Annotated in this window: 8 protein-coding genes; all 8 read right to left on the bottom strand. The window is 59.5% G+C overall.

The genetic code is table 11. The features are described from left to right. Positions 1-113: 113 nt before the first annotated feature. The 8 genes from AB1K63_RS07245 to AB1K63_RS07280 all read right to left on the bottom strand — a co-directional run bounded on the left by AB1K63_RS07245 (position 114) and on the right by AB1K63_RS07280 (position 22,173). Entirely contained in the window at positions 114-4,013 is a 3,900-nt protein-coding gene (locus AB1K63_RS07245; RefSeq protein ID WP_366959355.1) for a DNA methyltransferase, read from the bottom strand. Further along, positions 4,013-6,814 (bottom strand): DEAD/DEAH box helicase, encoded by a 2,802-nt coding sequence (locus AB1K63_RS07250; protein WP_366959356.1) that lies wholly within the window; start codon positions 6,812-6,814, stop codon positions 4,013-4,015. Before AB1K63_RS07250 ends, AB1K63_RS07245 begins: the two co-directional genes overlap by 1 nt. Further along, positions 6,811-11,919: a DEAD/DEAH box helicase gene (locus tag AB1K63_RS07255; RefSeq protein WP_366959357.1), complete on the bottom strand. Its 5,109-nt coding sequence runs from the start codon at positions 11,917-11,919 to the stop codon at positions 6,811-6,813. The genes AB1K63_RS07250 and AB1K63_RS07255 overlap by 4 nt, the downstream gene beginning before the upstream one ends. A 71-nt stretch (positions 11,920-11,990) precedes the next feature. Further along, complete coding sequence (locus AB1K63_RS07260) at positions 11,991-12,962, bottom strand: WYL domain-containing protein (protein ID WP_366959359.1); 972 nt, start codon at positions 12,960-12,962, stop codon at positions 11,991-11,993. 16 nt (positions 12,963-12,978) lie between these two features. Next, complete coding sequence (locus AB1K63_RS07265) at positions 12,979-14,334, bottom strand: restriction endonuclease (protein WP_366959360.1); 1,356 nt, start codon at positions 14,332-14,334, stop codon at positions 12,979-12,981. Beyond that, a complete protein-coding gene (locus tag AB1K63_RS07270) occupies positions 14,331-15,074 on the bottom strand; it encodes a hypothetical protein (RefSeq protein WP_366959361.1) in 744 nt (247 codons plus the stop codon). Before AB1K63_RS07270 ends, AB1K63_RS07265 begins: the two co-directional genes overlap by 4 nt. Further along, positions 15,071-18,754, bottom strand: coding sequence for an AAA family ATPase (locus AB1K63_RS07275; RefSeq protein WP_366959363.1), 3,684 nt, complete (start codon positions 18,752-18,754; stop codon positions 15,071-15,073). The genes AB1K63_RS07270 and AB1K63_RS07275 overlap by 4 nt, the downstream gene beginning before the upstream one ends. Next, positions 18,751-22,173 carry a TM0106 family RecB-like putative nuclease gene (locus AB1K63_RS07280; protein ID WP_366959364.1) on the bottom strand — a complete coding sequence of 1,141 codons (3,423 nt, stop codon included), beginning with the start codon at positions 22,171-22,173 and terminating at the stop codon, positions 18,751-18,753. The genes AB1K63_RS07275 and AB1K63_RS07280 overlap by 4 nt, the downstream gene beginning before the upstream one ends. Positions 22,174-22,242 lie beyond the last annotated feature (69 nt).

Here is a 22,242-nt window from a genome sequence, read left to right on the forward strand (position 1 = left end):
CTGAAAACAAAAGACCCGCCCAGTGTGCATATCCTTGCGGACAGAGGCCGGGCGGGTTCGATTGCTGTCGAGATAGGCCATGAAGTCCTACTAATCAACAAAGATCGCGAAGTTCACCGATACCCCTCCACTCTCGGCCGCATGCCCTGTGCCATCAGTTGATCGTAGGCGGCGAGGACGAGGCGGCGGGTGCGGTATTCGCCGTGCCGTGCGATTTCATTCTTCTGGAGGACGCGGAAGGTCTCGCTGGGGTAGTCTTCGCCTATCACGTCCTTGGGATCGAGGACGTAGCGCAGTTCGTCGCGGGTGAGGCCGTAGGCGAGGGCATACCAGGCGTCGAGCTCGGCGCGCAGCTGCGCGCGGCGGTCTTCGTCCCAGGCGAAGGGGAGGCCTTCGTAGCCAAGGTCGCGGGCGAAGGGGGCCATGGAGTGGCTGGTGTAGGTGAGCTCCAGCACGCGCGGGGCGATGAAGGCGAGCGCGGCTTCGTCGTAGGCGCTGGGGGGGAGGATTGGGAGTTGTTTGAGGTAGCCATACGTAAGGTGTAGGCCAGCGACTTTCATCCTGGCGATGAAATCCAACGGCAGAGAATTAAGGTTGGCCAGCAATGCCGACGCGAGGTTTGCGCTCGTGCCTGGGAACATGAGTGGAAGTGTATGGCCAACGCCAGCCATCGGCAGCGCAGTGGCTATTACAGTTCGCTCATTAGTTGCGGACGTCACATCCTTCCAGCCAAGTAGCCAATCATAGCGCCACTTACCGCGAAGCCGCGCCTCAACTTTTGCCCTCTCGATATGGTAATATGATTCATTCTCAAAAGAGGGATCTTGGTGGTCCGCGAGGGTGGCATCCGGAAGAACCCGATAGCCCCTTCCTTCGGAGCGCTCAAAATATCCAGATGCGCGATGGTCGAAAGCCGACACCATCTTGCCTTCGAAGAGAGGAAGAAACCGGGTTGCTCCAACATCACCCACCTTGCTCGATCGAACGAAGTCCTTCGAAGAAGACCCCATCATAAACATGAGTTGGAACTCGACCGACCAAGGGTTCGACGGGCAATTTCCCTCCGTAACGAACGGCGGGATCAATAGGTGAACTTTTCTGGATATCTCGGCATCAGCCTTTGAACGAAAGGTTGGCGCTGTCCCAGTATTCGGATTGATTTTTTCGATCGTCAATTTGTCGAGGGCAAAGAATCGTTCGGCGTCCGCAAGCTGATCTACATTCGTTATGAAGCTGGCAAATTCGGCACTGTCGTGATCAGAACCAAGAATGATCATCCCAAATTTGAATCGGCTGTCGACGTCCGGAAATATCCCTTCTCGGTTCTCGAAATCGATGAATCTATTTATTCTTTTTTCGTCCATCAAACGGTTGAAAAGGACGGCGTTGAAACTGTCGGTTGTGATCCCTGATGGCACGATTAGACCATTGAAGTCTTTTGGGTTCAGGGAAATTGACAATTCTAGAAAGAGTGGAGCTGTATTGAGACGCCCAAATTTCGATGTAGGATAGCGACCGGAACCACGAATGAAATTCTGAAGATTCCATGTGGGGCGCGCGTAATCGAGATAAGCCTGATACATTTCAGGTTGCTCGATCTCCATGCTCTGAAAGATCTTATCTTTCTCACTCTTGTTCAGATTATCCGCCTCGACCCCCACCTCAGAAAGAAAGGCCGCTGGATCGATCTCGACTTGCTCCCACGGCGGATTGCCGAGCACCACATCGAAGCCGCCTCTCCCGACCATGATGTCGGGAAAGGCCAGCGGCCAGTGCAAGGCGCTCGCCGCGCCCGCCGCCTCGACCGCTGCGCCTTCGAGTGGCCCGTAAACCTGCCCGCCGCCAAGCTTCTTCCAGACATCCTCGCTGGTCGGCACCAGCCCACGCTGGTAGTTGAGCGGCACCTCGGTCTTGGGCAGCAGGAAGGCGGCCATGTAGAGATCGCAGGCGACCCGCGTGGCATAGCGCGCCGGATCGTTGCGCCATGCCTCGAACGCCTCGCGCTTCTTCTCGACCTGACCGACGGTGTCCTCAGGCATCCGCTTGATGGTCGAAAGGTTCGCCGCCAGCTTGCGCGGGGGCATGACGCCGGTGCCGCGTTCGAAATCGAAGGTGCCCTGCCCCTTCTTCTCGGTCTTGTTCTTGGCCTTGTAGTATTTGGCCGCGTCCTTGCTGTCGCCGGTGAGCGGCTTGTAGGCCTCGTCCGGGATGCCCTCTTCGAGCACGGCGAGGTCGAACACGCCGAGCAGCGCGTCGCCACAGCGGATATTGGCATCGAGGAAGCCCAAGGGCTGGCCGGGCGAGACGGACTCGATCCACAGCGCGACCTTGGCAAGTTCGACCGCCATCGGGTTGCGATCGACCCCGTGGATGCAGCGGGAGACGACATCGCGCAGGGCGGCTTGGGTCTCCTCCTTGCCGGCGTCCTCATTCCGCAGGCGCGCAACCCGGTCGGCCATGCGGCGGGCGGCGCCGAGCAGGAAGTGGCCCGATCCGCAGGCCGGATCGATCACCTTGAGATCAAGGATGGCGGCGACCTTTTCCTCGGGCGTGGTCCCGTTCGCCTCGGCGCGTTCGAGGACGGGATCGAGCGCGGAATCGAGCAGACATTCGACGAGGCTGTCGGGGGTGTAGTAGGAGCCGCTGGTTTTGCGATCATTGCCCTTCGCACCGGTGCCGAGCTGGAACTCGCCCGCGGGCGTCAGGCTGGGCCGGATTTCGAGGAGGCCTTCGTAGACGGAGCCGAGTTCCTCGGTCTTGAGATCGCGCCAGTTGATGCGGTGGGTGACCCCGTCCTTGCGGATGAAGCCGAGGCAGAACAGCGCGGCGAGGAAGGCGCGGTTAGGGAGCTTGGCGGCGTTGACGTCGCGGGTGGAGGATTGGGAGAAGAGGCCTCCCAAGGCTGGCAGGCCGAGCATCTCCTGCCCATGCTCGAGCGATGCGAGCGTGACCTTCATCGCTTCCCACGCATCATGGTGCTTGTCACGCGCCACCCGGCGGCGGCTGCGTTCGCGCCAGAAGGTGAAGCTGTAGCCGGCGGCATAGAGCTGGCGGGCTTCGCGCGGGGTCCGGCGGGGGTGGAGAAGGTCCCGGTCCTCGGCGACGGCGAGGAAGATGAGGCGGTAAACGGTGCGCAGCAGTTCCTCGAACAGCGCCTGCATGGGGAGCGCGCCGGTGGCGATCTTCTCCCGTAAGTCGGGATTGGCGTCGACCAACCCCTGCCCGAGTTCTTCGAGCGCTGTGGCGACATTGGCGTAAAGGTCCTTGCGGGCCTCTACCCCCTGCTTAAGGCCCGCCTCGCGCCATTGCTCGAGCGCGCAGTCCGAAGGGGCGGAATCGATTGCGCCAAAGCGGGTGGCATGGGTGAGCAACCAGAAAGCAGTAAAGTCCGCGAACATCTCGTCACGGAACATCGCCCCGAGATCGGCCTCTATCCACGCGGGGCGGGTAAGGCTGGCATTGTCACGCATGATCCGCACGCGGTCGACCGCGAATACCAGACCCCACAGGGCGTGCTCGGTGCCGTTGAGCCAGTCTTGCAAAAGAGCGGTAGGGGAGCGGCGCGCGCGTCCGCCCTCCCCATCGCCGAATTCGGGCTGGGACTTGGCGAAAGCGTCGCCTTCGTCGACCGGAGCCGCGACAACCACCGGCACCCGTCCATCTTTGGCTTCAATAGCCAGCCGATAGCGGCGCGTGCCTTCGCGGTGCTCGACAGGGCCGGCAAGGTCCGTGAACCCCAAGCACTCTGTCATCAGGTCACGCGCAAACTGGGCTGTGCGCGAGATGGTCTTTGCGTCGGCCTTGTCGTAGTCGCTCCAAAGCGCTTGGCCGATACGGAAATAGCGCGCGATCTCGTCGCCAAGGCTGGTGCCTTTTGGGCAGGCATAGGACTCGGCGATCTTGGCGGTGCGATCTGAAGCGATGACCTTCTGCACCTGCTCAGGAGCGATCAGCCCACCCTCGATGGTGAGCGCGACAAGGCCCAGTTCGGTAGAGGAAGAACGGCGCGCCATCAGTTGGCCTCCGGCACGAGGACATAAAGGCCGATGACATCCGCAGGCAAAACCGCATCGACGGTGGTCGTGACACCCTCACCCCTAGTCGCCGCCTTGACGCGTTCGTGATCGTGCGAGAGGGTAGCGGCGCGCTCAGCCGCGTATGAAGCAATCGCGGGCTGATATTCTTCCAACCGGTCAAGAGCATTCGCAACCTGGCGCCTGTTGGCGGGCGGCTCAATGCTGCGGGTCGCCTCATGTTCCAGCAGGACAAGAGCCTCACTCCCGGTTGCGAAAGGCTCAACCGCATTTGGCCCAAAGGCCAACCCGGTGGCCTCTTCGGCGAGCAGGGTTCTTCGTCCACTCGTGACGAGTTTGAAGCGCAAGCGCAGAACGAGAAGCGTCGTGAGTTTATCGACGCTGCGGGTCATCCATACGCCGGCCCGTCCGAGCGCCGCCTTGCCTTCAACTCCTCCCGGGTCGAGTGCTCCCTCGGCCATCGTCTCCGCGAGCGTCGCCACCAGAGGATGGGTCCGGCCAACCTGGCCGACATCGGGCGGCAGCTTGTCACCAAACCCTATTGTGCGTGCCCCGGTCAGATTGCGCGCCACGAGCTTCTCACGAAGTTGCTGCGGCAATTCATCGTAGCGCACTCGCCAATGCGAACCTTGCTCACCAAGTGGTGTATCGATGCGAGCAAGCGCACGCCGGGTGAAGCGCTCCACCTCCTCAGGACCGCCCAGAAGATCGCGCAATTTTTGCCACTCGGGCAGCACTTCCTCAGGCTTCAATGCCGTCTGGGCATAGCGCGTCTGGCTCTTCGTGGCGGTTTCCTCAGCATTGCGCCACTGGGTCTCAAGCTTTGCGTCAGCATCACCAAAATCGAAAATTCCTTGAGCACGTGGCTTATTCGATTGCAGCAGCATGGCCTGCATCAGCGCATTCGATACGCTAGACGAATCCTCTGGAACCGGAACGACGACGCCAGTCTCCTTCTCGATCCGCTTCATCTTCTCGGTAATCACCTTGATTACCGCGCCATCGATAATCGAATTCCGGCCGAACATCATCACCGACCACACCTTCTCGGCTTGCTGGCCGAAGCGATCGACGCGACCGTCTCGCTGCTGGTGGCGCGTCGGATTCCAATTGAGGTCGTAGTGGATGACGGCATTGAAGAGCGATTGAAGATTGATCCCTTCAGACAGGCAATCCGTTGCAACGAGGATGCGGTTCGGGTGGTCGATCATCGCCTCGACCCGGTCGCGGCGCTCCTCGGGCGTCAGCCTTCCGGTAACGACCTCAACTGTGTGCGACTTGAACTTTGCCCGGAGCGCCTCGCCGACTGCTTCAGCGGTAGCAATGAAACGACAGAAGATGACGGGACGCGCCTTCTTCTCCTCGGTGAGATCCTTGATTTGAACTATCAGCTCTCGAAGCTTTGGATCCTCTGCGAAGCGAGAGACTAGGTTCTCTGCTTGGCTGATCAGCTTTTTTAGCTCGACAGTTTCTTCGCTGTCCCCGGCGGTCGCGGGTTCGACGTCCGTATCTGCAAATTGATCGTCGTCATCGTCGAATATGGCCGGCGCAAGAAGTGCCTCCTCCGCCGTCCCTCCAAGACGGTTACGCAAGGCACTAAGAGCGGCAGCAGGGGATGATCCGACACACCTCATCAGGGCAAGCGTGCCCCAAAATGCGAGACGCCGGGCTTGCACTCCATCGGCTCGCGTTGCCACGCCGAGGCAATACTCGAGCACGTCTTCTTGAAATGTCTGGAAATCACCGAGGAGGTTGTAATGCGCGTCGGCTTTCATGGGCACAGCAAAGGCTCCACCCTCACCCCAATGTCCGGCTATGTCGGGCCGACGGCGCTGCACGAAGTGCTGAGCAAGCCGCCGACGATATCGCTCGAGTGCGTTGCCATCGAGCGTGTCTGGCGAGCTCGCTAAATCTACATGCAACAGGCTCAAGAGCCTCGCGTAAGCGTCCTGATTGCCGCTATGCGGGGTAGCTGTGAGCAACAACATGTGGCGCCCTGCGTCTTCCGCTAAGCGTTGCAAGAGCGCAAACCGCTGCTGCGTGCCCTTTTCGCTGCCACCGACACAGCTGTGCGCTTCATCGACGATCACCATGCGAGGACAGGCCTGAGCGAAAGTCTCGCGGCGGCTGTCGGCTTTGATGTAGTCGAGACTAACCACCGTGAAAGGGTGAACGCCGAAAATCGTATCTCCTAGCGCAATGCCCTGCTCGAGTGCTCGCGCTCGAGCGGAAGTCACCGCAACGGCATCGATGTCAAACTTTTCGGCAAGTTCACCAACCCACTGGTCGACAAGGTGCGGCGGACATAAGACGGTGAAGCTGTCGACCTCGCCGCGATCGAGCATCTCGCGCAAGATCATGCCCGCTTCGATCGTTTTACCGATGCCGACATCGTCAGCAATCAACATACGCTTCACCTCGAGACGCATTGCCATAAGCAAGGGCACGAGTTGATAAGCGCGTGGTTCAACCCCTAAATGTGCCGCACTTCGAAAGGGCCCCGCCCCCCTGCGCAACGATAGCCGAAGAGCATCGGTGAGAAGCTGCGCTGCATTTTGCGTGTCCAACTGATCGGCGCTCGGCGAAACAAAGCTCGCTTCGCGCATGGGTATGCGTTCGAGCATCGGTGCGATTAGGATCGCATCATCCTCCGAGCCAGACAGTGGGCGAATGCGCACCTGACTCTCGGAAGGTTTGCCAAGGACAATCCATTCTCTTCCTCGAGCGTGCACGAGATCGCCAATCTGAAGCTGCGAAGGCGTGATCGATGCGACAGTCATGCCGGAACTCCAAGGGCTGCACCGAGCGTTTCAGGAGGCGATGTATCGGGCTTTGTGGGGATAAGAATAAGCTCTCGTCCAAGCTCAACGCAGCGTTCCTTGAGCCCGTCGCTGGGCGGGGTTGTAACGGCCATGACCATCATACTCGGCCAAACCAACGGATAGGTAATTCCATTGATCGTTTCTGTTGTAGGAGCAGGCCATCCCCACTCTTCAAATGCAGCAAACCAGGCCTGCATTTCGCCCCCCGTGTGCGCAACGGTGGCGGCTCGATCCTCTTGGCAATTTGCCATCGCGAGAAGCAGGCGAGTTACGTGTTCATCGCGGCGGTCAATCAGCTCGTGATCAGGTTGATTGTAATAGGACAGGACGCAACGATAGCACCCAGCGACGCAGGCATCCTCTTTCGGCTCAATACCATCTTCACTGATCTTGTAGTGCATCATATCGAGAGCAACCTCGGCAAGCCGTCGCCAACGCTCCGGGCCATCCATGAGACGCTTGAGGACTCCGGCTCCGCCCTCGGTAGCCTCATAGAGCAGAATTGCCTTTCGATTGTCTCGTGTTGGCAAAGGCTCGCCAAGCAACTCGCCAGCCTCAAGAACATGCTCGGCTTCAATGGCGCGCACGATTGCGTGCTGGAGTGTCGCCATTTGAGTTTGATCCAGATCGATAAATTGATCGCACTTCAGAAGGAGCGCATTCTTCGTGTCTTCGACAACCGGGACGATCGATTGTCGCCGCGCCCCTTTCGGATCTGCGCCTTCATCTTCCCCTTGCGCTTCGTTTTTCAGCCAGCGACCCGAGACTGTATCTATGTCAAAGCCTATACTTTGCTGATCGGCACGCCGCCGCAATCCGAGGTTGGCCCGCGATAGCTTTGTCTGCGGACCATAGCGCAGCGCCGCAAGGGGACTCTCGTTACTCTTGAGAATTAGGCTCTCTTGCCGGACAGGATCCCACTCAAAAACTGTCCGTAAGTCGAACCCACGTCGCTGTCGGTCCTCATCGTTGGCAGTGATCCGTGCGCCCGGCACAGCATCGACATTTTCGATGCGATAGAGCTTCGAGAGGCGACCATCTTCGGTCAATGCGCTATTGCAAACGATGCAGCGTTCAGCAGTTTCACTGCTGTGAGCAGCGCCGCATTCGTGACAGCAACGAACCGCAGTCGTAACCAAGTGGTTTTCACTATCGCGCGTGCCGGCAGGGAGTTTAGCCCGGTTGCAGCGATAGGCCTTACCCTCATGGTAGACGAGACTGTTCGGTCCAAACTCGGCAATAGCCAGGAAGCGCGGTCGTTGCAGCACCGCCGAACCTCGGTCACTGTCGATGAAGGCGTAAAGAGGCAGACGTGGGAAGTTGTAGCCCGGCAGAAAGCCCTCAGTCGCAAGATAGCGGTAAGTATAAAAATCTGAATTGGCTGAGGAAACACCCTTCTCGAGCAATTCGAGTTGTTTGTCTGCAGCATTGTATCGCATTCGGGCATCCTTGCGTTCCTGCGTAGAGATTCCCGGGCGATCAGAGATCGCTGCAGCTGCTCTGCGCTCTTCGTTTGCAGAGCGGTAAAGAGTTCGCCATCGTTCGAACGCATGATCAAATGACGCCTCCGCTTCTTCCCAGCGGGACGCTACGAATTCACTAGCATTTCCCAGAGTGGGATGGCTCTTGTTGACGGCAGAGGCGACAATTCTGACGGCACGCTCCAGGGCGTCGTCGTCGCCGCTAGCAATTTTGAATGCTGCTCCAAGCCTCTCGCTGACAGGAAGGCTGGCATCATCCATATCCAGGTTCTCTGGTATGGACTTGCCTAAGCCGTCTTGCGCTGCAGCCAGCCATTCGGCGTGGACGTGCGAGGCGAGCAGGTCTTCGTTAGCAAGGTCGATTGCCGGCGGTCGAACGATCCCAGCCACGAGGTCCCGGGTTCGCTCAAAATAATACTGGTCGTGCGGGCTTTGCGCTGCGCAATACGTGACCACCAGCGCTGCCTGCCCGCTGCGCCCAGCGCGGCCAGCACGCTGAGCATAATTCGCGGGGGTTGGCGGGGCGTTGCGAAGGTAGACCACGTTTAGCTGCGAGATATCGACTCCCAACTCCATAGTCGGCGAGCAATAGAGAAGGGGGAGAAAATCGCGCTTCTCTGCCGCAACTTTGGCCTCGCCGGCCATCTCGTCCATTCTCTCCTTATCGCTCGGACCGAAACGGAAGCGGCATTCGCGCAGCTCCCGGACCAGTGCATCAACCTGTGCGGTATGTTCACGCGCTTCGAAACCAAGTGGCATGTCACCGGGCGACGCGAGCCGCGTAGCGATATCAGAATAGAGCTCGGCAAAAAACCGGTTGTCCTGACTGGGCTTCGCGTCTCCGTCATCTGCAACGAGGCGCAGCGCGCCAGGCGCCAACTTCCAGCCAAGCATTGGCCCCGCTGCGAACTCGCGCACCATTTGGTGCCGCCCTGCCGCGAGCAGCATCGCCTCGATCAGCGGCTCACGGTCAGCCAGCGGCAAACCTCCCACTTCGGATGAGATATCTCGAGCAAGACCGCCACGCCCCGAAACACGGAGGATGCGATCATATTTGCTGCCCTGCGTTCCCACCACGAGAGCGGTCTGGGAATTGAGGTCGTTATGCTCTTCCTCCAGCGAAATCGCCCATGGGTCTTTGAGGAACTGCCTTGATTTCGCAGCGATCGCCTCGAGCTCGGTGTGGTCGAGAGCGTCCGCGGCGATCGCAAGCCCTTTCCGCATGTGGTCGAAAAGAAGCGCAAAAACCTTCTGGCGAGTTTCGGAAGGAACGTCAGCCAGGATTGAGAAACCGTTCGCCTCGCTGTCACTCTTGCGCTCGCGATAATCGCCCGAGCAGGTAGCCTGATCGGCCGCGAGCATCGCGATGCCGGGATAATCGACCCTGATCAGCGCAAGCTGGTCGAGATTGGGGTTGGTGTATCGCCAGCCTCGACGTAGGTCGTTCCAGAGCCGGTGCGCGAGCACACGGTTAATAGCCTTCTTGGACTCGTCGAGAGCCGCAAAGCCGACCGGATCCGGGTCGACCATCCATTGCTTACGGCGCTCGCGGAACTCCGGATCAAATCCCAACGCCTTACGCAGGGCATTACCGAAGTCCTCGTGGGAAAGACCATCGCTCCCCGCTGATCGCACGGCTTGCAACATTGCTCCGCGCAACAGCGTGACGAAAATGAAGTCGTTGAAATGCCCAGACTGGAGTGCCGCATCCTGTCGATTATCCGTAAAGCCCAGCAGCTTGCGCCGAAACTTGTTGTCCGGCTCTCCCGCGCGATCCATCCAGTCGAGCGCGGCCGAAGTGATGAGCGTCGTCGCAGAGCTTCGTCCTTCGGCTGAAAGACCGGCCAATTTGTTGATGTCGCGCGCTTGCGGTGCGGGCTCGTGTTGGCACTGTGGGCAGAAGCGATATGGGCCAGGAAAGAACCAGCACAACAGGCCATCGGGGTCATTCTTTCCCTCCGGGCTAAGATGCATCCTACGGCCCTCGTGCTTACCACGATGGCTACTCCTGAGTCGCTGCTGGCCCGTAGGACCTGTTTCTATCCAAGAAGCTGGATAATCCTCGATCGATCCCGTGAACGCCAGATCGGCGCGCGCATCAGGCACAAGAAAGCCGTGTTCAATGTCTGTGCCGGAACCATCGGCTCGTGGGCTCAGATCAATCGGGCGCGCGATCACCGTGCCGAAGTCGTCAATCGAAACGCTGTGGACCTCCTGCCCACACTCGCGGCAGAAAAACAGCGGATAGAGCCGCGCTTTTTCCTCTTGCCGGTCATAAATCTCGCCAGCCAGCGATACGCGCCTAGCACCTGCAGGTGCTAGCGTCGCTTGAGCTGTTCCGGCGCCAGACAAAAAGCGATGCAGCTTGAAGGCCATAAACGCCTGATCGCGGTCGTTACGGCAGGCACTCATGGCGATCAATCGGTCGGCCAGAGCCCTCCTGCATTGGTCCTGCTCAAGGTTCGTTACGGACGAAAGATCGGCAGCTGCCTCGGTCAAAGTGCACGGGGTGCGCCGTTTGAGCACCTCTCCACCTTCCAGCCCGACATTCATTTCGATCCAACACGCCAAAGGATCGTCAGCAAACCCGTCGAAGTCGGGTTCTGGCGGGGGATCGAGCACTGCCGAACGCAGGGATGCATCTGATGGCATCCCTTCCGTTCTGCGCACCAAGCTCTCTGTGACCACATCGTCCGCAGCCACAGGGCTGCCGAAGAGGATGGATCCGACTTCGGCCACGGCCTTACGCCCAGCGTCCTCCTCGCCCGATGCCATTGTCGCCGACGTTCCGATGCAAAGCATCTTGCTCGCACCCATACGCTCGCGCACGCGGCGAACCAGCATCGCGACATCCGCGCCCTGACGGCCTCGATAGGTATGCAATTCATCGAGGACCAGAAATTCAAGGCCCTCCATATTGGCGACAACTTTTTGATCAACCTCGTCTTGTCGGGTCATGAGCAGCTCAAGCATCATGAAATTGGTCAAAATGATGTCGGGAGGATTGGCGGCGACCTTTTCGCGTTCGCTCTCCTTTTCCTGCCCCGTGTATCGAGCGAAGGTTGGCTTGAGGTTGGCGTCGAGGCCACAATCCTCGATGAATTTTTCCAGTTCTTCACGCTGGGAATTCGCAAGCGCGTTCATCGGATAGATCACAATTGCGCGTGTCCGGCGCGGCTCACCAGAACGGCGCGCTGCGAGGATACGATTGATAATGGGAACGAAAAAGCAAAGCGATTTGCCCGAACCAGTGCCGGTCGTGACGATATAGTTTCGTGCCTGGAGCGCCTTCATCAGCGATTGGTCTTGATGAAGATGAAGGCTGATGGGCGTTCGTGGAGAACCGAGGGAAAACACCTTTGCAAGATCGCGGTCTACGACGCCATCGCTGACCAGCTGGTCGACCGGCCGTCCCCGCTTGAACTCCGGGTTGAGGCCGATCAGCGCTTCCGGCCAGAATTTTCCACTTTCGTAAATCGCATCCACTTGCTGACGCAGGTCATCAGCCCGGATCGAAGTAAAAGATCGGGCGAACTTCTCGTAACGCGCGATTAGATCAGCATCGAGTTCAAATACGTTCATGACCACTCCTTGGTCCTTAGCGTAATCATTTAACGCATCTTCGAACAGATTTATGGCGCGAAATTCGATGGTTAACTGTCGACAATTCGAGCCCCCGCCTGCAAGCGCTCGCGCATCACTTCCTGCAATTCCTGAGGCCCCTCGATGCGAACCTCGCCGCCCCAAGTGAACAAATGCTCGGCGATCTCACGCAATCCTCCCGAGTGGAAGCGGACGACCAATTCCTCGCCTTCCTTTTCGATGCTCTGGCGGGGGTGAAATCGCCAGAGACGGGCGCGCTCTGCGCTTTCCGGGGCGACCCTGAGAACGATATCGTGACCTTCCTCGCGCCAGATGCCGAAGCTGCGGCCCATCCATTCGTCGAGGTCCCAGTTTTCTTCTGGAGCGCCGGGCTCCTCGCTCGCGCGGACTTCGGTCATTCGGTCGAGGCGGTAAGGGACAGGGTCGAGATCGCGGTCCGGCAGCTTGCCGATAAGGTAGGTCACCGAACCGTGGATGAGGCCGAAGGGAACGACCCGGCGCCATTTCGGCCCGTTCGCGCCTTCCGCCCGGTAGTCGAATTCGACGCAGCACCCCGCCATGATGGCGCCTTGGATGCAGGCGACCGTCTCGGGGGCGTTTTCGATCATCGGGCCGGCCGGGACATGATGGCGCTGCAGGCGGACCAGCGGATCGAGATCAGGTGCCATGCGGCTCTTCACCTCTCGCCTGAGCCCCGCTTGCACCTTGGCAACCAAGCTTTCGAGCAGCGGCGCCTGAGCAGAGCCCGCCCGCCGTTGCGTGGCAGCCAGCGATTGCAACGCGGCAATCTCGGCGACGTTTGGCTGCGTGAAAGCAGAGTGCAACGAGCCCGGTATGCGAAAGCGCTTGCGGCGATCCTCGACTATCTCCTCGAGGTCGAAATGGACGAGGATGAGATCGCGCAGCCGCTCTGCGGTGCGGCGGTCCGCGCCGATTTCTTGGGCCATCTCATCGAGCGTCAGGCCCTCAGTGCTTTCGCTGAGTGCCTTGACGAGAGATAGCAGCCGGTCGAGCTTCGCCATGCGAGCCATCTTTCGCCTAGTCCACTACCGTGAGCAAAGGAGGCACAACCACGCCCAATGCGTTACCCGACGGCCGATGGGAGAGCATTTCGGAACAGAGCTTAGAAAGCGAAGCAATAAGGTTCGCCTCCTTCAATGCCACGTCCACGGACGCGATCCGCAGACATTCGCTGCCACCTGCAATACCGAATTGCGCACGCCCGCCGGCCTCCTCGCCAGAGCGGCTTGGATAGAGTAACATCAGCTCCTTCGTGCGGTAGAGCCGCGCATAGGCCATCAGTTGGTAGACGTCCGATTGGCTAACCCCGTGCTTTCGGTCGAGTGAGTCGGAGCCGAGCTTCTTCCACTTGGTGTCGACGATCGCGCAGGTCTCGCCGCCGCGGCGCAGGATAATGTCGGGCTTGGTGCTAAACACGTTCCCAGTTTCAAGATGCTCGCCGGTGAAGGCGCCGAGGCAGGCGCGATGCCCGCCCTGTTCCACCACTTCGATCCCGCTCCCGACAAGCGCGCGGCGCAGCAGCACCGCAACGTATTTCTCGAACAGATCGTTCATCGGGAAGAGTAGCGTGAGGCCCTCAGGTGCCTTCGTATCATGATGAGTCGCCTGCCAGTCGCGCTGGAGCAGCAGCCTCGCCAGACGGAACAGCGCCGCCCAGCGTCGGTTCGTGCGATCGATGCGGACCTGTTTCCACGGCAGGCGATTGACCGGCACGAGGGGAATGTCGGCAAGCGTGCAGCGCAGCTCGTCCAGCTTGCGTCGAGTAGCGTGCGAACGTGCATGCCCGGCGAGGAACACGACCGCCGCAGCCATCACGCGCATCAGTGGCGTGTCCGGCTCTAACTCGTCGAAGCGACAGGCAAGCCGGTCAGGCCGCACAGCGTTGCGGGTGAACTGGCGCGTTACGTCGAGCCGCCCGCGCAACGCGGGTAGATCGTCCTCGCGCGCGACATAGGCGCGCGGTAGGCCTCGCCGCACCTCGGTCAAAAGGCGCGATGCGAAGGCATCGATAAGGATTTCGAGCAGGCTCGTCTTCTGTCGCGCGATGGCCGCCTCGCTCCCGATGCCGAGATCGAGACCGATCGCAACATCGAGCATCCGCACGAGGCGATGCCGGACCGTGTTCTGATCCTCCGCCGCGTCTTCAGGATCGACCTTGGGCAGGATTTCAAGACTGGAGCCCTTCGCCGAAACGATTCCAACCATTTGGCGCGCGATCAGCCGATCGCGGCCCAACACCATGATGTTGGTCGCATCCTCACGGGCCAGCGGATGCGCGCAGGAGGCGGCATGAAGCGCATCGGCTTTCTCGCGGGTAAGACCGTTCTCGCCGAAGCGCGCGTGCCCCCATTCGTGCAGCGTCAGGTGAGTCATGGAGCGAATGCCACCTGCACCGCGCGTGCGTGGTCGGCGGCCGCGCCGCTGAAGGCCGAAAGCCATCCGCGCCACGAGCAGGCCGCGAAGCGCACCCAGTCACCCGCCACCTTGGCGTGCAGGTCCTCGATCTCGCGGCGATGCTGAAGGAAAGCACTGTCGGATATCTCCATCCCGCCGTCCGGTTCGGCGTAAAGATACAGCAGGGCAGGCTCGAGCCCCTCGCGGCTTGCTTGCGTCGCAATGCCGAGTGCGTGCTTGACGAGCTGCGCCGCGTCGAGGTGGCGATATCTTCGGGGCTCGGAGCGAAGCAGGTCGCGCATGGCCTGCCAGCGGGTCATCCCGTCGCCCCAGACATCTCGGTCATAGGCCTCGGACAACTCTGCGGGTTTCGCGCCGCGAAAAGGCTCGTAGCGCTTGGACTCAACGCCGATCAGGTGCGTCTCGGTCCAGACGGCGGCATCAAGCCAGGGGTGTCGTCCGCCGCTCCACGGAAATCGCATCTCGCATTCGATACCAACTTTCACAGGGCGGCCGGACAAGTCGGCGAGCGGAGGGAAGGCAGGCAATTCACCGGGCCGCTCGAGGAACCATCCGAATCCGTTCGCCGCTAACGCCGCGCTGCTCTGCAGATTGGCGAATTTACCACTGGCGATCTCGTTACCTGCCGCGCGCTCGAATATGGCGCGAACGCGGTCTTCGGGAACACCTGACAAAAACAGAGGGGTGTCCTCGCTCAAGCGACAACCTCCGCTGAGATCGCGCCGGACGGCTTTCGCTTTAACAAGCGAGAGTAGGCGCCTTCTTCGAAGCTATCGAGAACACGCCAGCTCTTCAGCGGCTCGCCGCCCTCGCCCATTGGATCCTCAATGGTCTTGCATTCGAGGAAATTGCCGCCCTTGTCCTTCTCGCCAAGAACCGCAGCGAGGCGGTTCCAGTCTTCGAAGAAATATTCTTGGAGAAGCGGGATGACCTTGTCGCGCATGACCGCGTCAACTTGCGACTTCGTTTTGCAGCCAATGAAGAAAGCATGGCCAATCCGGTGGTCGCGATCGACGAGGTATTCAATCCGTCGATTCATTGTCTCCAGCACGTCCGCCAGTGGCAGCCTAGTCGCTTCCTCGGCATCGAGGAAGGCCTCGACGGAAGTGTCGGGAGCCATCTCCTCGAAGCGGAACCGGCGGCGCAGCGCGGTGTCGAGCAGCGCAATCGAGCGGTCGGCGGTGTTCATCGTTCCGATGATATGCAGATTAGCCGGCACGCCGAATTCGCGCTTCGAATACGGCAACCGGACCTTGAGCGCGTTCGGCATGCCAAGCCGCTTGTCCGGTTCGATCAGCGTAATGAGCTCGCCGAAAACCTTGGAGATGTTGGCGCGGTTGATCTCGTCGATGATAAGGACGTGCGGTAGGAGTTCACCCTCTTCACTTGTCGTCCACTCGATCTCTTCGGAGCCGCTGTTAAGGAGCCTTTCCAGAACCTTGAGGTTCAATCTGCCACGAGGCAATTCATAGATCGTATCGAGACTGAACCTGGTGTCGGGGCTGAGCTCGGCGACGGGCACTCCTTCGGGATCCGACCAGAGCCAGCTGACCTTCCGCCGGTGCGTGTATCGCCCGTCGGGGCGCGGCGCATACTCATATTCACCTTCTACAATCCCGATCGCCCTGAAAACATTCAACCCCTTCGAAGCCACAATGATGTCGCCAACACCGAGTTGGTTGCGGAACCGGTCCGGTGACTTCACCATCCCCATCTGCGGAGTGATACGTTCATCAGGGAACAGGCGCTCTAGCTCGGACAGAATGCCATCCTTGCTGGCAAACCGTGAATCGCTCCAGTCGACGTCTTTGAAGCCGAAGAGCGCGTAGCCCTGCTCGAGAGAATCCTCGAACACCCAATTGCTGTGCGGATCGTTCGACTGTCCCAGCGACATCTTGAATATTTTCCGGCCCTCCACCAAGATCCTTCCATCGCCTCTCCTCACGCGCTTTTGCGCTCGGTCGGCGATACGCGCGAAGAGGCCGCTCTGTGCCTTTAGACTGAACCCCCCTCCCTCATTCGATCCGTCAGTATCGGGCCGAAGGCCTTCAATGAATTCCTCGTAGCTGAAGCTCTGGTGGAAGGTGACCAACTCGACCTGCCGAGACTCGACCAGTTCGCGGTAACGTCTCATCAGCGCGGCGCGGCCCTCTGCATCGTCGGGATAGTCGGCCCCGCCATCGCATAGCTGCACCGCCTCTCGCGCGGTGCGGTAGGTCTTGCCCGTGCCGGGCGGGCCGTAGAGGATGAGATTGGTCGGCTGCACGGTCGTGTCCTCGTCTTGTGTCGGGGCGCCGAACAGTCGGTCGCGCCAGAAGGGGGCGTTCAGGAACCAGTCGTAATCTTGTTCCTCATAATTAAGCAGGAACCGGCGCAGGCGGTCAGCAGATTCCTTCTCGCCAGGATCTCTCAACCGCCAGACGGCATGGTTGCTGGTGTAGAAATACCAAGTGCGAGGCTCTTCCCACTCCTGCCACTCCACCCCGACCCGAAGGCCGTCGTCGCTCACATCGGTGATGGTGCCCTCAGCGCGGAAACGGTTCGCGGTAACAATGCCTCCCCCGGCATCGAAAGACAGGTCGGTAGCTCGGGGCATGAAATCCTTGAGGAAGATGCGGTCGCCGACATGCATCTCGCGCACACGCCGGTTATTGGCGCTGCCGGTGTCAGTAAGAAGGCTCCATTCGCCACGGGCGATGAATCGCGGTAATCCGTCTTCCTCGCCCCATAATGAGGTGACGAGCCATACAGGCACGGGATCAAGTTCATTCCCGACCATGGTATTTTCCAATGCGCTCTGGCAGGTTTCCGACAAGAATGCCTGCACATCCCAGAGGTCGCGCGGGTTCCATCCCCAATCTCTTATTTCCTCCAGCACAGCCTTTCCGAGTGCGTTGGCTCTGTGAAATTCATCCTCGGTCGGAATTCGGTTGCCGAAAAGCGCCTTACCACAGAGTAAACGGTAAGCCCGCTGGAGGGGCATGTAGTAAACCGGCAAGACTTCATTCGGAGCCGCACCCGCCGAAAGCACAGAGGAGATGGTTCGCAGATCCGCAAAAGGGTTCGTGCCGTCGTTCTGAAACACTGGTTCGAAGACCGATCTCGCGAATTCAGCCTCCCTCGCTCCTATGTCCCGAGACTTGAGCATCGCTCCAGCGGCACGCTCTAAATGACCGGGAAATTGTTGGACGCGTTTCGCAAGGTTTAAGTGCATATCGCCGCGCAGTAAGGCGCGTCCATCGTTGGCTGAGAAGAGCGTTGCGGTCATCTCGCGCCCGAGCTCATCGATACCCTGGGAGTCGCGAGTCTCATTGGCTTCACTCATGCGCTTGATGAATTCACGCTTGGCGTTATCGCCCGTCTTCCGCAGAAACTCTTTGTGATTAGAAAAACCGCCGTCTTCAGCAAAATTGTCAAACCGCTCAAGGAAGCGCAATTTTAGACGCTCTAGCGTTTGAGAGTTCAAGAACAGTGGTTTGCTGAAATATCGATCTAAGAGCGTCTTGAGCACTTCGGCATTGGGAAGCTCGATCTTGCTGACCTCCCGACGGTCAGGAACGTCGTGCCGAAGACGTTTTGGCAGGTTCGAGCTGCGAGACTTCTGCGCAGGATATTCGGTTACGGTAACCTGCTGCGCAGACCAATGACCATATGAGCCTTCAAGCCAAATTTGAGTTCGCGCTGCTTCGAGATCCAGCGCAAGCTGCCGACCATCTTCGAGCGCGAACGACGCAATCTTGTTCGTTTGTCCGATCGGCTCGCCCAGGCTTTCGCGTAGGGTGCGAAGGGCCCAATAATCTTCCTTGGCCAAGTCGAACACGAACCGGGTCGCTGTGCTCATGTCGGCACCGAAGCTTTGCGGCGGCGGCACATCTGCCATTTCGTGGAACTTGCGCCCCCGCATGGCCTGACAAATATTCGGCCAAGCATCATGCAGACCGAGAGCGTCATTCACATCTTTTACGACCAGCTCGGCGCTCTGTCCGTCCCGCTCACGGGCGGGCTCGATATGGTTCTCGAGAACGAACCGCCGAATTCGATCAGCATCGTTCGCGCTTGCATGGCCTTCGAGGAATTGGCCATATTGCATCAACCAGCTGCGCCAATTCGAGAGTCTGTTTCTCGGTTTTTCGGACTCAGGCATGAGGACGCGGAACCGCTCACCGCCACTGTCGAAATCCGTCCTTAGTCTCGAAATTGCTTCACGAATATCTGCGAAGCGGCCCGCCTCCCAAGCTGCTTCGAGGTCTGGGTAGTGAAAGCCTAGATCGGCCAATTTTTTCTCGATGGTTCTCACCGCATGGACGCGTGTATTGCGTCCGCTTTCTGTATTCGCCCCGTTCGTTTCGAGCCAATCCCTGAATTCGCTTTCTCTCACTTGCCTCCCTCCTCAATCACCCACGCCAGAGTGTTCACGAGCCGCAGGTGATCAACGCTTTTTGCGTCCAATTCCAGTAACTTCGGATTGGTCATCACAAGCGCAAGTGTGCGCGCTCGGCTGATTGCCACGTTGATGCGGTTCTTCGAATAAAAGAACTCGACGTGCCGAGGCAGATCGTCCGGCGTAGAGGTCGCGAGCGATACTATCACCACCTCGGCCTCTTGCCCCTGGAACTTGTCAACAGTGCCCACGCGCGCTTTCGCGGGCAATGCAGCCGTGAGCGCGTTAACCTGCATGTTGTAAGGTGCCACGATCAGGATGTTCTTCCACCCGATTTTGCCCGTCTTGCCCTCACGATTGATAAATTGCGTGCCGATCAGACCCTCGGCCAGTTCCTCCACCCTTGCCACTTCAGCATCGCTTCGCTGTCCGCAGCCTGTGTGATCCATCGCCACGAAGCGGATCCCACTCTCGGCGAGCACCGGATCATGGCCGGGCTGCAAATGGAGCCGCTGGCGCGCGCAATCGGGATGAGCTTTGAGCCGGCCATCATAGACAGCGTCCGAGATGAAACCACAGATCGAGGGATGCATGCGCCAGCTGGTATCGAGCAGGATACCCCGGTCCGGTGCGACAGTGGCCTCGCCCTGCAACAGGTAATCAAGCGCCGAAAGACCACTTTCGCCCGGATGCGCGCCTTGGATGGGCTGTGACAATTGCATCTGGTCGCCCACAAGCACGATATTGCGTGCAGCCGATCCCATCGCCAACAAATGACCTAGCGACACCTGTCCAGCCTCATCGATAAACAGGTAGTCGAGCGTCTGGTCGAAATCGCTATCGGCAAACAGCCAAGCGGTGCCGCCAATCAGATCAGGCATGTATTCGTGCACGTCAGCGGCAGTCTCCACGTCGGTGATGATACGGCCATTGAGCCGTTGCTCGTCATTTCCACGCGTGCATTTCTTCACGCCGACGAAGTTGAGGTCAGTCTCATCCGCGACATCCTCCACTTTGGCTAGCAAGTTGTTGATCGCCTTGTGGCTGTTGCTGGAAACGCCGACTTTCTTGCCCGCGGCGAGCAACGAACAGATGACATGTGCACTTGTGAAGGTCTTGCCCGTGCCCGGTGGCCCTTGAACGAACAGGGTCGTGCCGTCCATCGCCAGACAGCGCATTGTGGCGGCTTCGATCAGGCTTTCGCCTTCTCGCACCAGTGGCCCACCATTCCAGCCGAGCAGTCGCGGCGCCCTGCGTTCGATGAGATCGAGCAGCGCGCTGTAGGGGCGCTCGTCTGCCTCCTCTACCGGGGTAGGAACGCCGTTGAGCCACTCTTCTTCCGCCATACCTGCCCAGGCCAGCGCCACCCGGCGAACGGCGGAAACCAGAATCTGGTTCGGCACGGTCGGCTCGGGGATCAGTGAGCCGTCCAGTGGCCAGATCCCCTTGGCGGCATTGCCTCGCTTGATTTCAACTGTCCCCGCTTCACAATCGAGCGCTACGATGGTGCCAACTTTAGAGAGGCTCGGCGCGTGCAGGACGATCGATCCTTCCCGAAGTTTCGTCTCCTGCGGCGCAAATCGATAGCTGGCGATGGTGCTGCGCTTATCTGGTCGTTGCCAAATCCCCTCCTCATCGGGATCTGGCACTATGCCTCCGATGCACTCATGATCTTCAGCGAGCTCGTCCGGCTCACGCTCGCATCTGTCAAACATAGCCCAAAAGGCCGGCTTATCGGCTCGGCGATGGAACTGCGTAAGGTGGCCGACGAGCGCCCTGCCCTCTTCGCTTTCCGGCAATGTCCCGGCCTTTATTGCAGTCAGCAGCCTCTGGGAGCGCACCTCGGCTTCAGCGCGTGCATCTGCTTTTTCATCGGGAACCGCCGTTGCAGGACCAACTGACCGCCACGGCAAATCCTCCATACGCAATTCTACCAGCCAGTCGCGCAGTGCCTCGGTATTTTCGCAATCCACCTTGTTGTATTCAAGGATGCCGTCGAGGATCGCCTGTTCGTTGGTTTTTTGCCAACTCTTGTATTCAACAACAGACTGGTCAGCCTTGGTAACATCTCCCTGCCGCGCGTCGGCAAAGAATATCTCCATTGTTTTGAGCGAAAGGTTGTCTTCGCTGGTTCTGATGGCCTGCCTTAAGACACCGTAGAGATCGACGAACCGCCGTTGGCGCAGCAAATTGTCCAGCAGTTCTTCACGGCTCGCATGAAGCGTTGAGAGGCGGCGGAGCGCCGTAATCTCGTAAGGGGCATAGTGGTAAACATGCGCACCGGGATTGGCCTCGAGATGCGCGGCCATCCAATCCATCGTGGTTTCGAAAGCAATCCGTTCATCGGCGTGGTTGTGCCCCCACCGAAAACGGAACTGCGGACCGGATCCATCGCGGTAGTGCACGCCCCAAAGGTAATCCAGTCCGCCCTCTTCCAACGGATCACCCTCAAGGTCGAAAAACAGGTCAGCGGGGTCAGGTTGAGGAAGGTTGGCGAAGCCTCTGCCATCTTCAATCGGCAATGGTTCCGCCACTGGCTCCCCGCCCTGCCAGCGGGTCTGCTGAATTCGGGCCTGCGCACGCAATTTGTCGAGAGTGGCGGGCGCGAGGCGGGGGATGCGCTGATCTTCCGGAAGAAAGGCGAGTTGCGCGACCGTGAATACGCCAGCCGCTCGAAGTTTTTCGATCTGTGGCTTGCCTATCCCGCACACGCGCGAAAGATGATCTTGTGCTTCCCAAACCTCAGCACAATGATCGCGCCACGGACACAAGCCGCAGGCTGAACATGGCTCCGGCTCGCTCTCCTCCGCCCCACTCTCCACGACAGCGAGGAAGCGGGCGATAGCGGCGCCGAGCACCTTATCAAAATCGACGAGGCGGAAGCTCTCGCGTCGCCCGTCGCCCAGTTGGACATGCACACGGCGCGGCGCCTTGCCCTGGATATCAGCTATCATCCGTGCATAGATGCCGAGTTGCACAACGTGACTTGCCTTGGCCGAGCGCGCCAGCTTGGTATCCACCGGTTCGTAAGACCAGTGGCCGAGGTCGGACGGCTCCTCTACCCGGATCAGGAAATCGGCAAAGCCGCTCCATGGAGGCTGCAGAAAGGCAGCTTGGAATATTGCCTTCGCGCCTTGTTCCATGGCCTCCCTTGTCCGCAATGCGCGACTTTCCAGCGAGCCTTTCTCGGGTATCTCGACTAAGCCCCCTTCATCCGCAAGCTGCTCACGATAGGCATCCTCGTGCTCAAGCCCCGCCTGTTGCACAAGCTTGCCCATGGCGTCGTCTTCGGCCTGTTGCGGGGCAGCGTCAGGCTCTCGTAACCGCGCCAGGTCGAGTGCGGTGGCATGGGCACAGCCTAGATAGCGGACAAGGTCCGACGGTGAATAGAGGATGGCGTTATCGAACTGACGCATTCGCGATTACTCCTTGCGAACGCGGTAGCAGTCTGCTGCGACAGAAACGGTCGGTTGTGAAAAAGAATG

Origin of the sequence: Qipengyuania sp. JC766 (assembly GCF_040717445.1) — a bacterium.
Taxonomy (GTDB): Bacteria; Pseudomonadota; Alphaproteobacteria; order Sphingomonadales; family Sphingomonadaceae; genus JC766.

Bases quoted from the DNA above. Each gene is read 5' to 3' on its own strand.
- AB1K63_RS07245 (WP_366959355.1), bottom strand. From the start codon at position 4,013: ATGGCGCGCCGTTCTTCCTCTACCGAACTGGGCCTTGTCGCGCTCACC.
- AB1K63_RS07250 (WP_366959356.1), bottom strand. From the start codon at position 6,814: ATGACTGTCGCATCGATCACGCCTTCGCAGCTTCAGATTGGCGATCTC.
- AB1K63_RS07255 (WP_366959357.1), bottom strand. From the start codon at position 11,919: ATGAACGTATTTGAACTCGATGCTGATCTAATCGCGCGTTACGAGAAG.
- AB1K63_RS07260 (WP_366959359.1), bottom strand. From the start codon at position 12,962: ATGGCGAAGCTCGACCGGCTGCTATCTCTCGTCAAGGCACTCAGCGAA.
- AB1K63_RS07265 (WP_366959360.1), bottom strand. From the start codon at position 14,334: ATGACTCACCTGACGCTGCACGAATGGGGGCACGCGCGCTTCGGCGAG.
- AB1K63_RS07280 (WP_366959364.1), bottom strand. From the start codon at position 22,173: ATGCGTCAGTTCGATAACGCCATCCTCTATTCACCGTCGGACCTTGTC.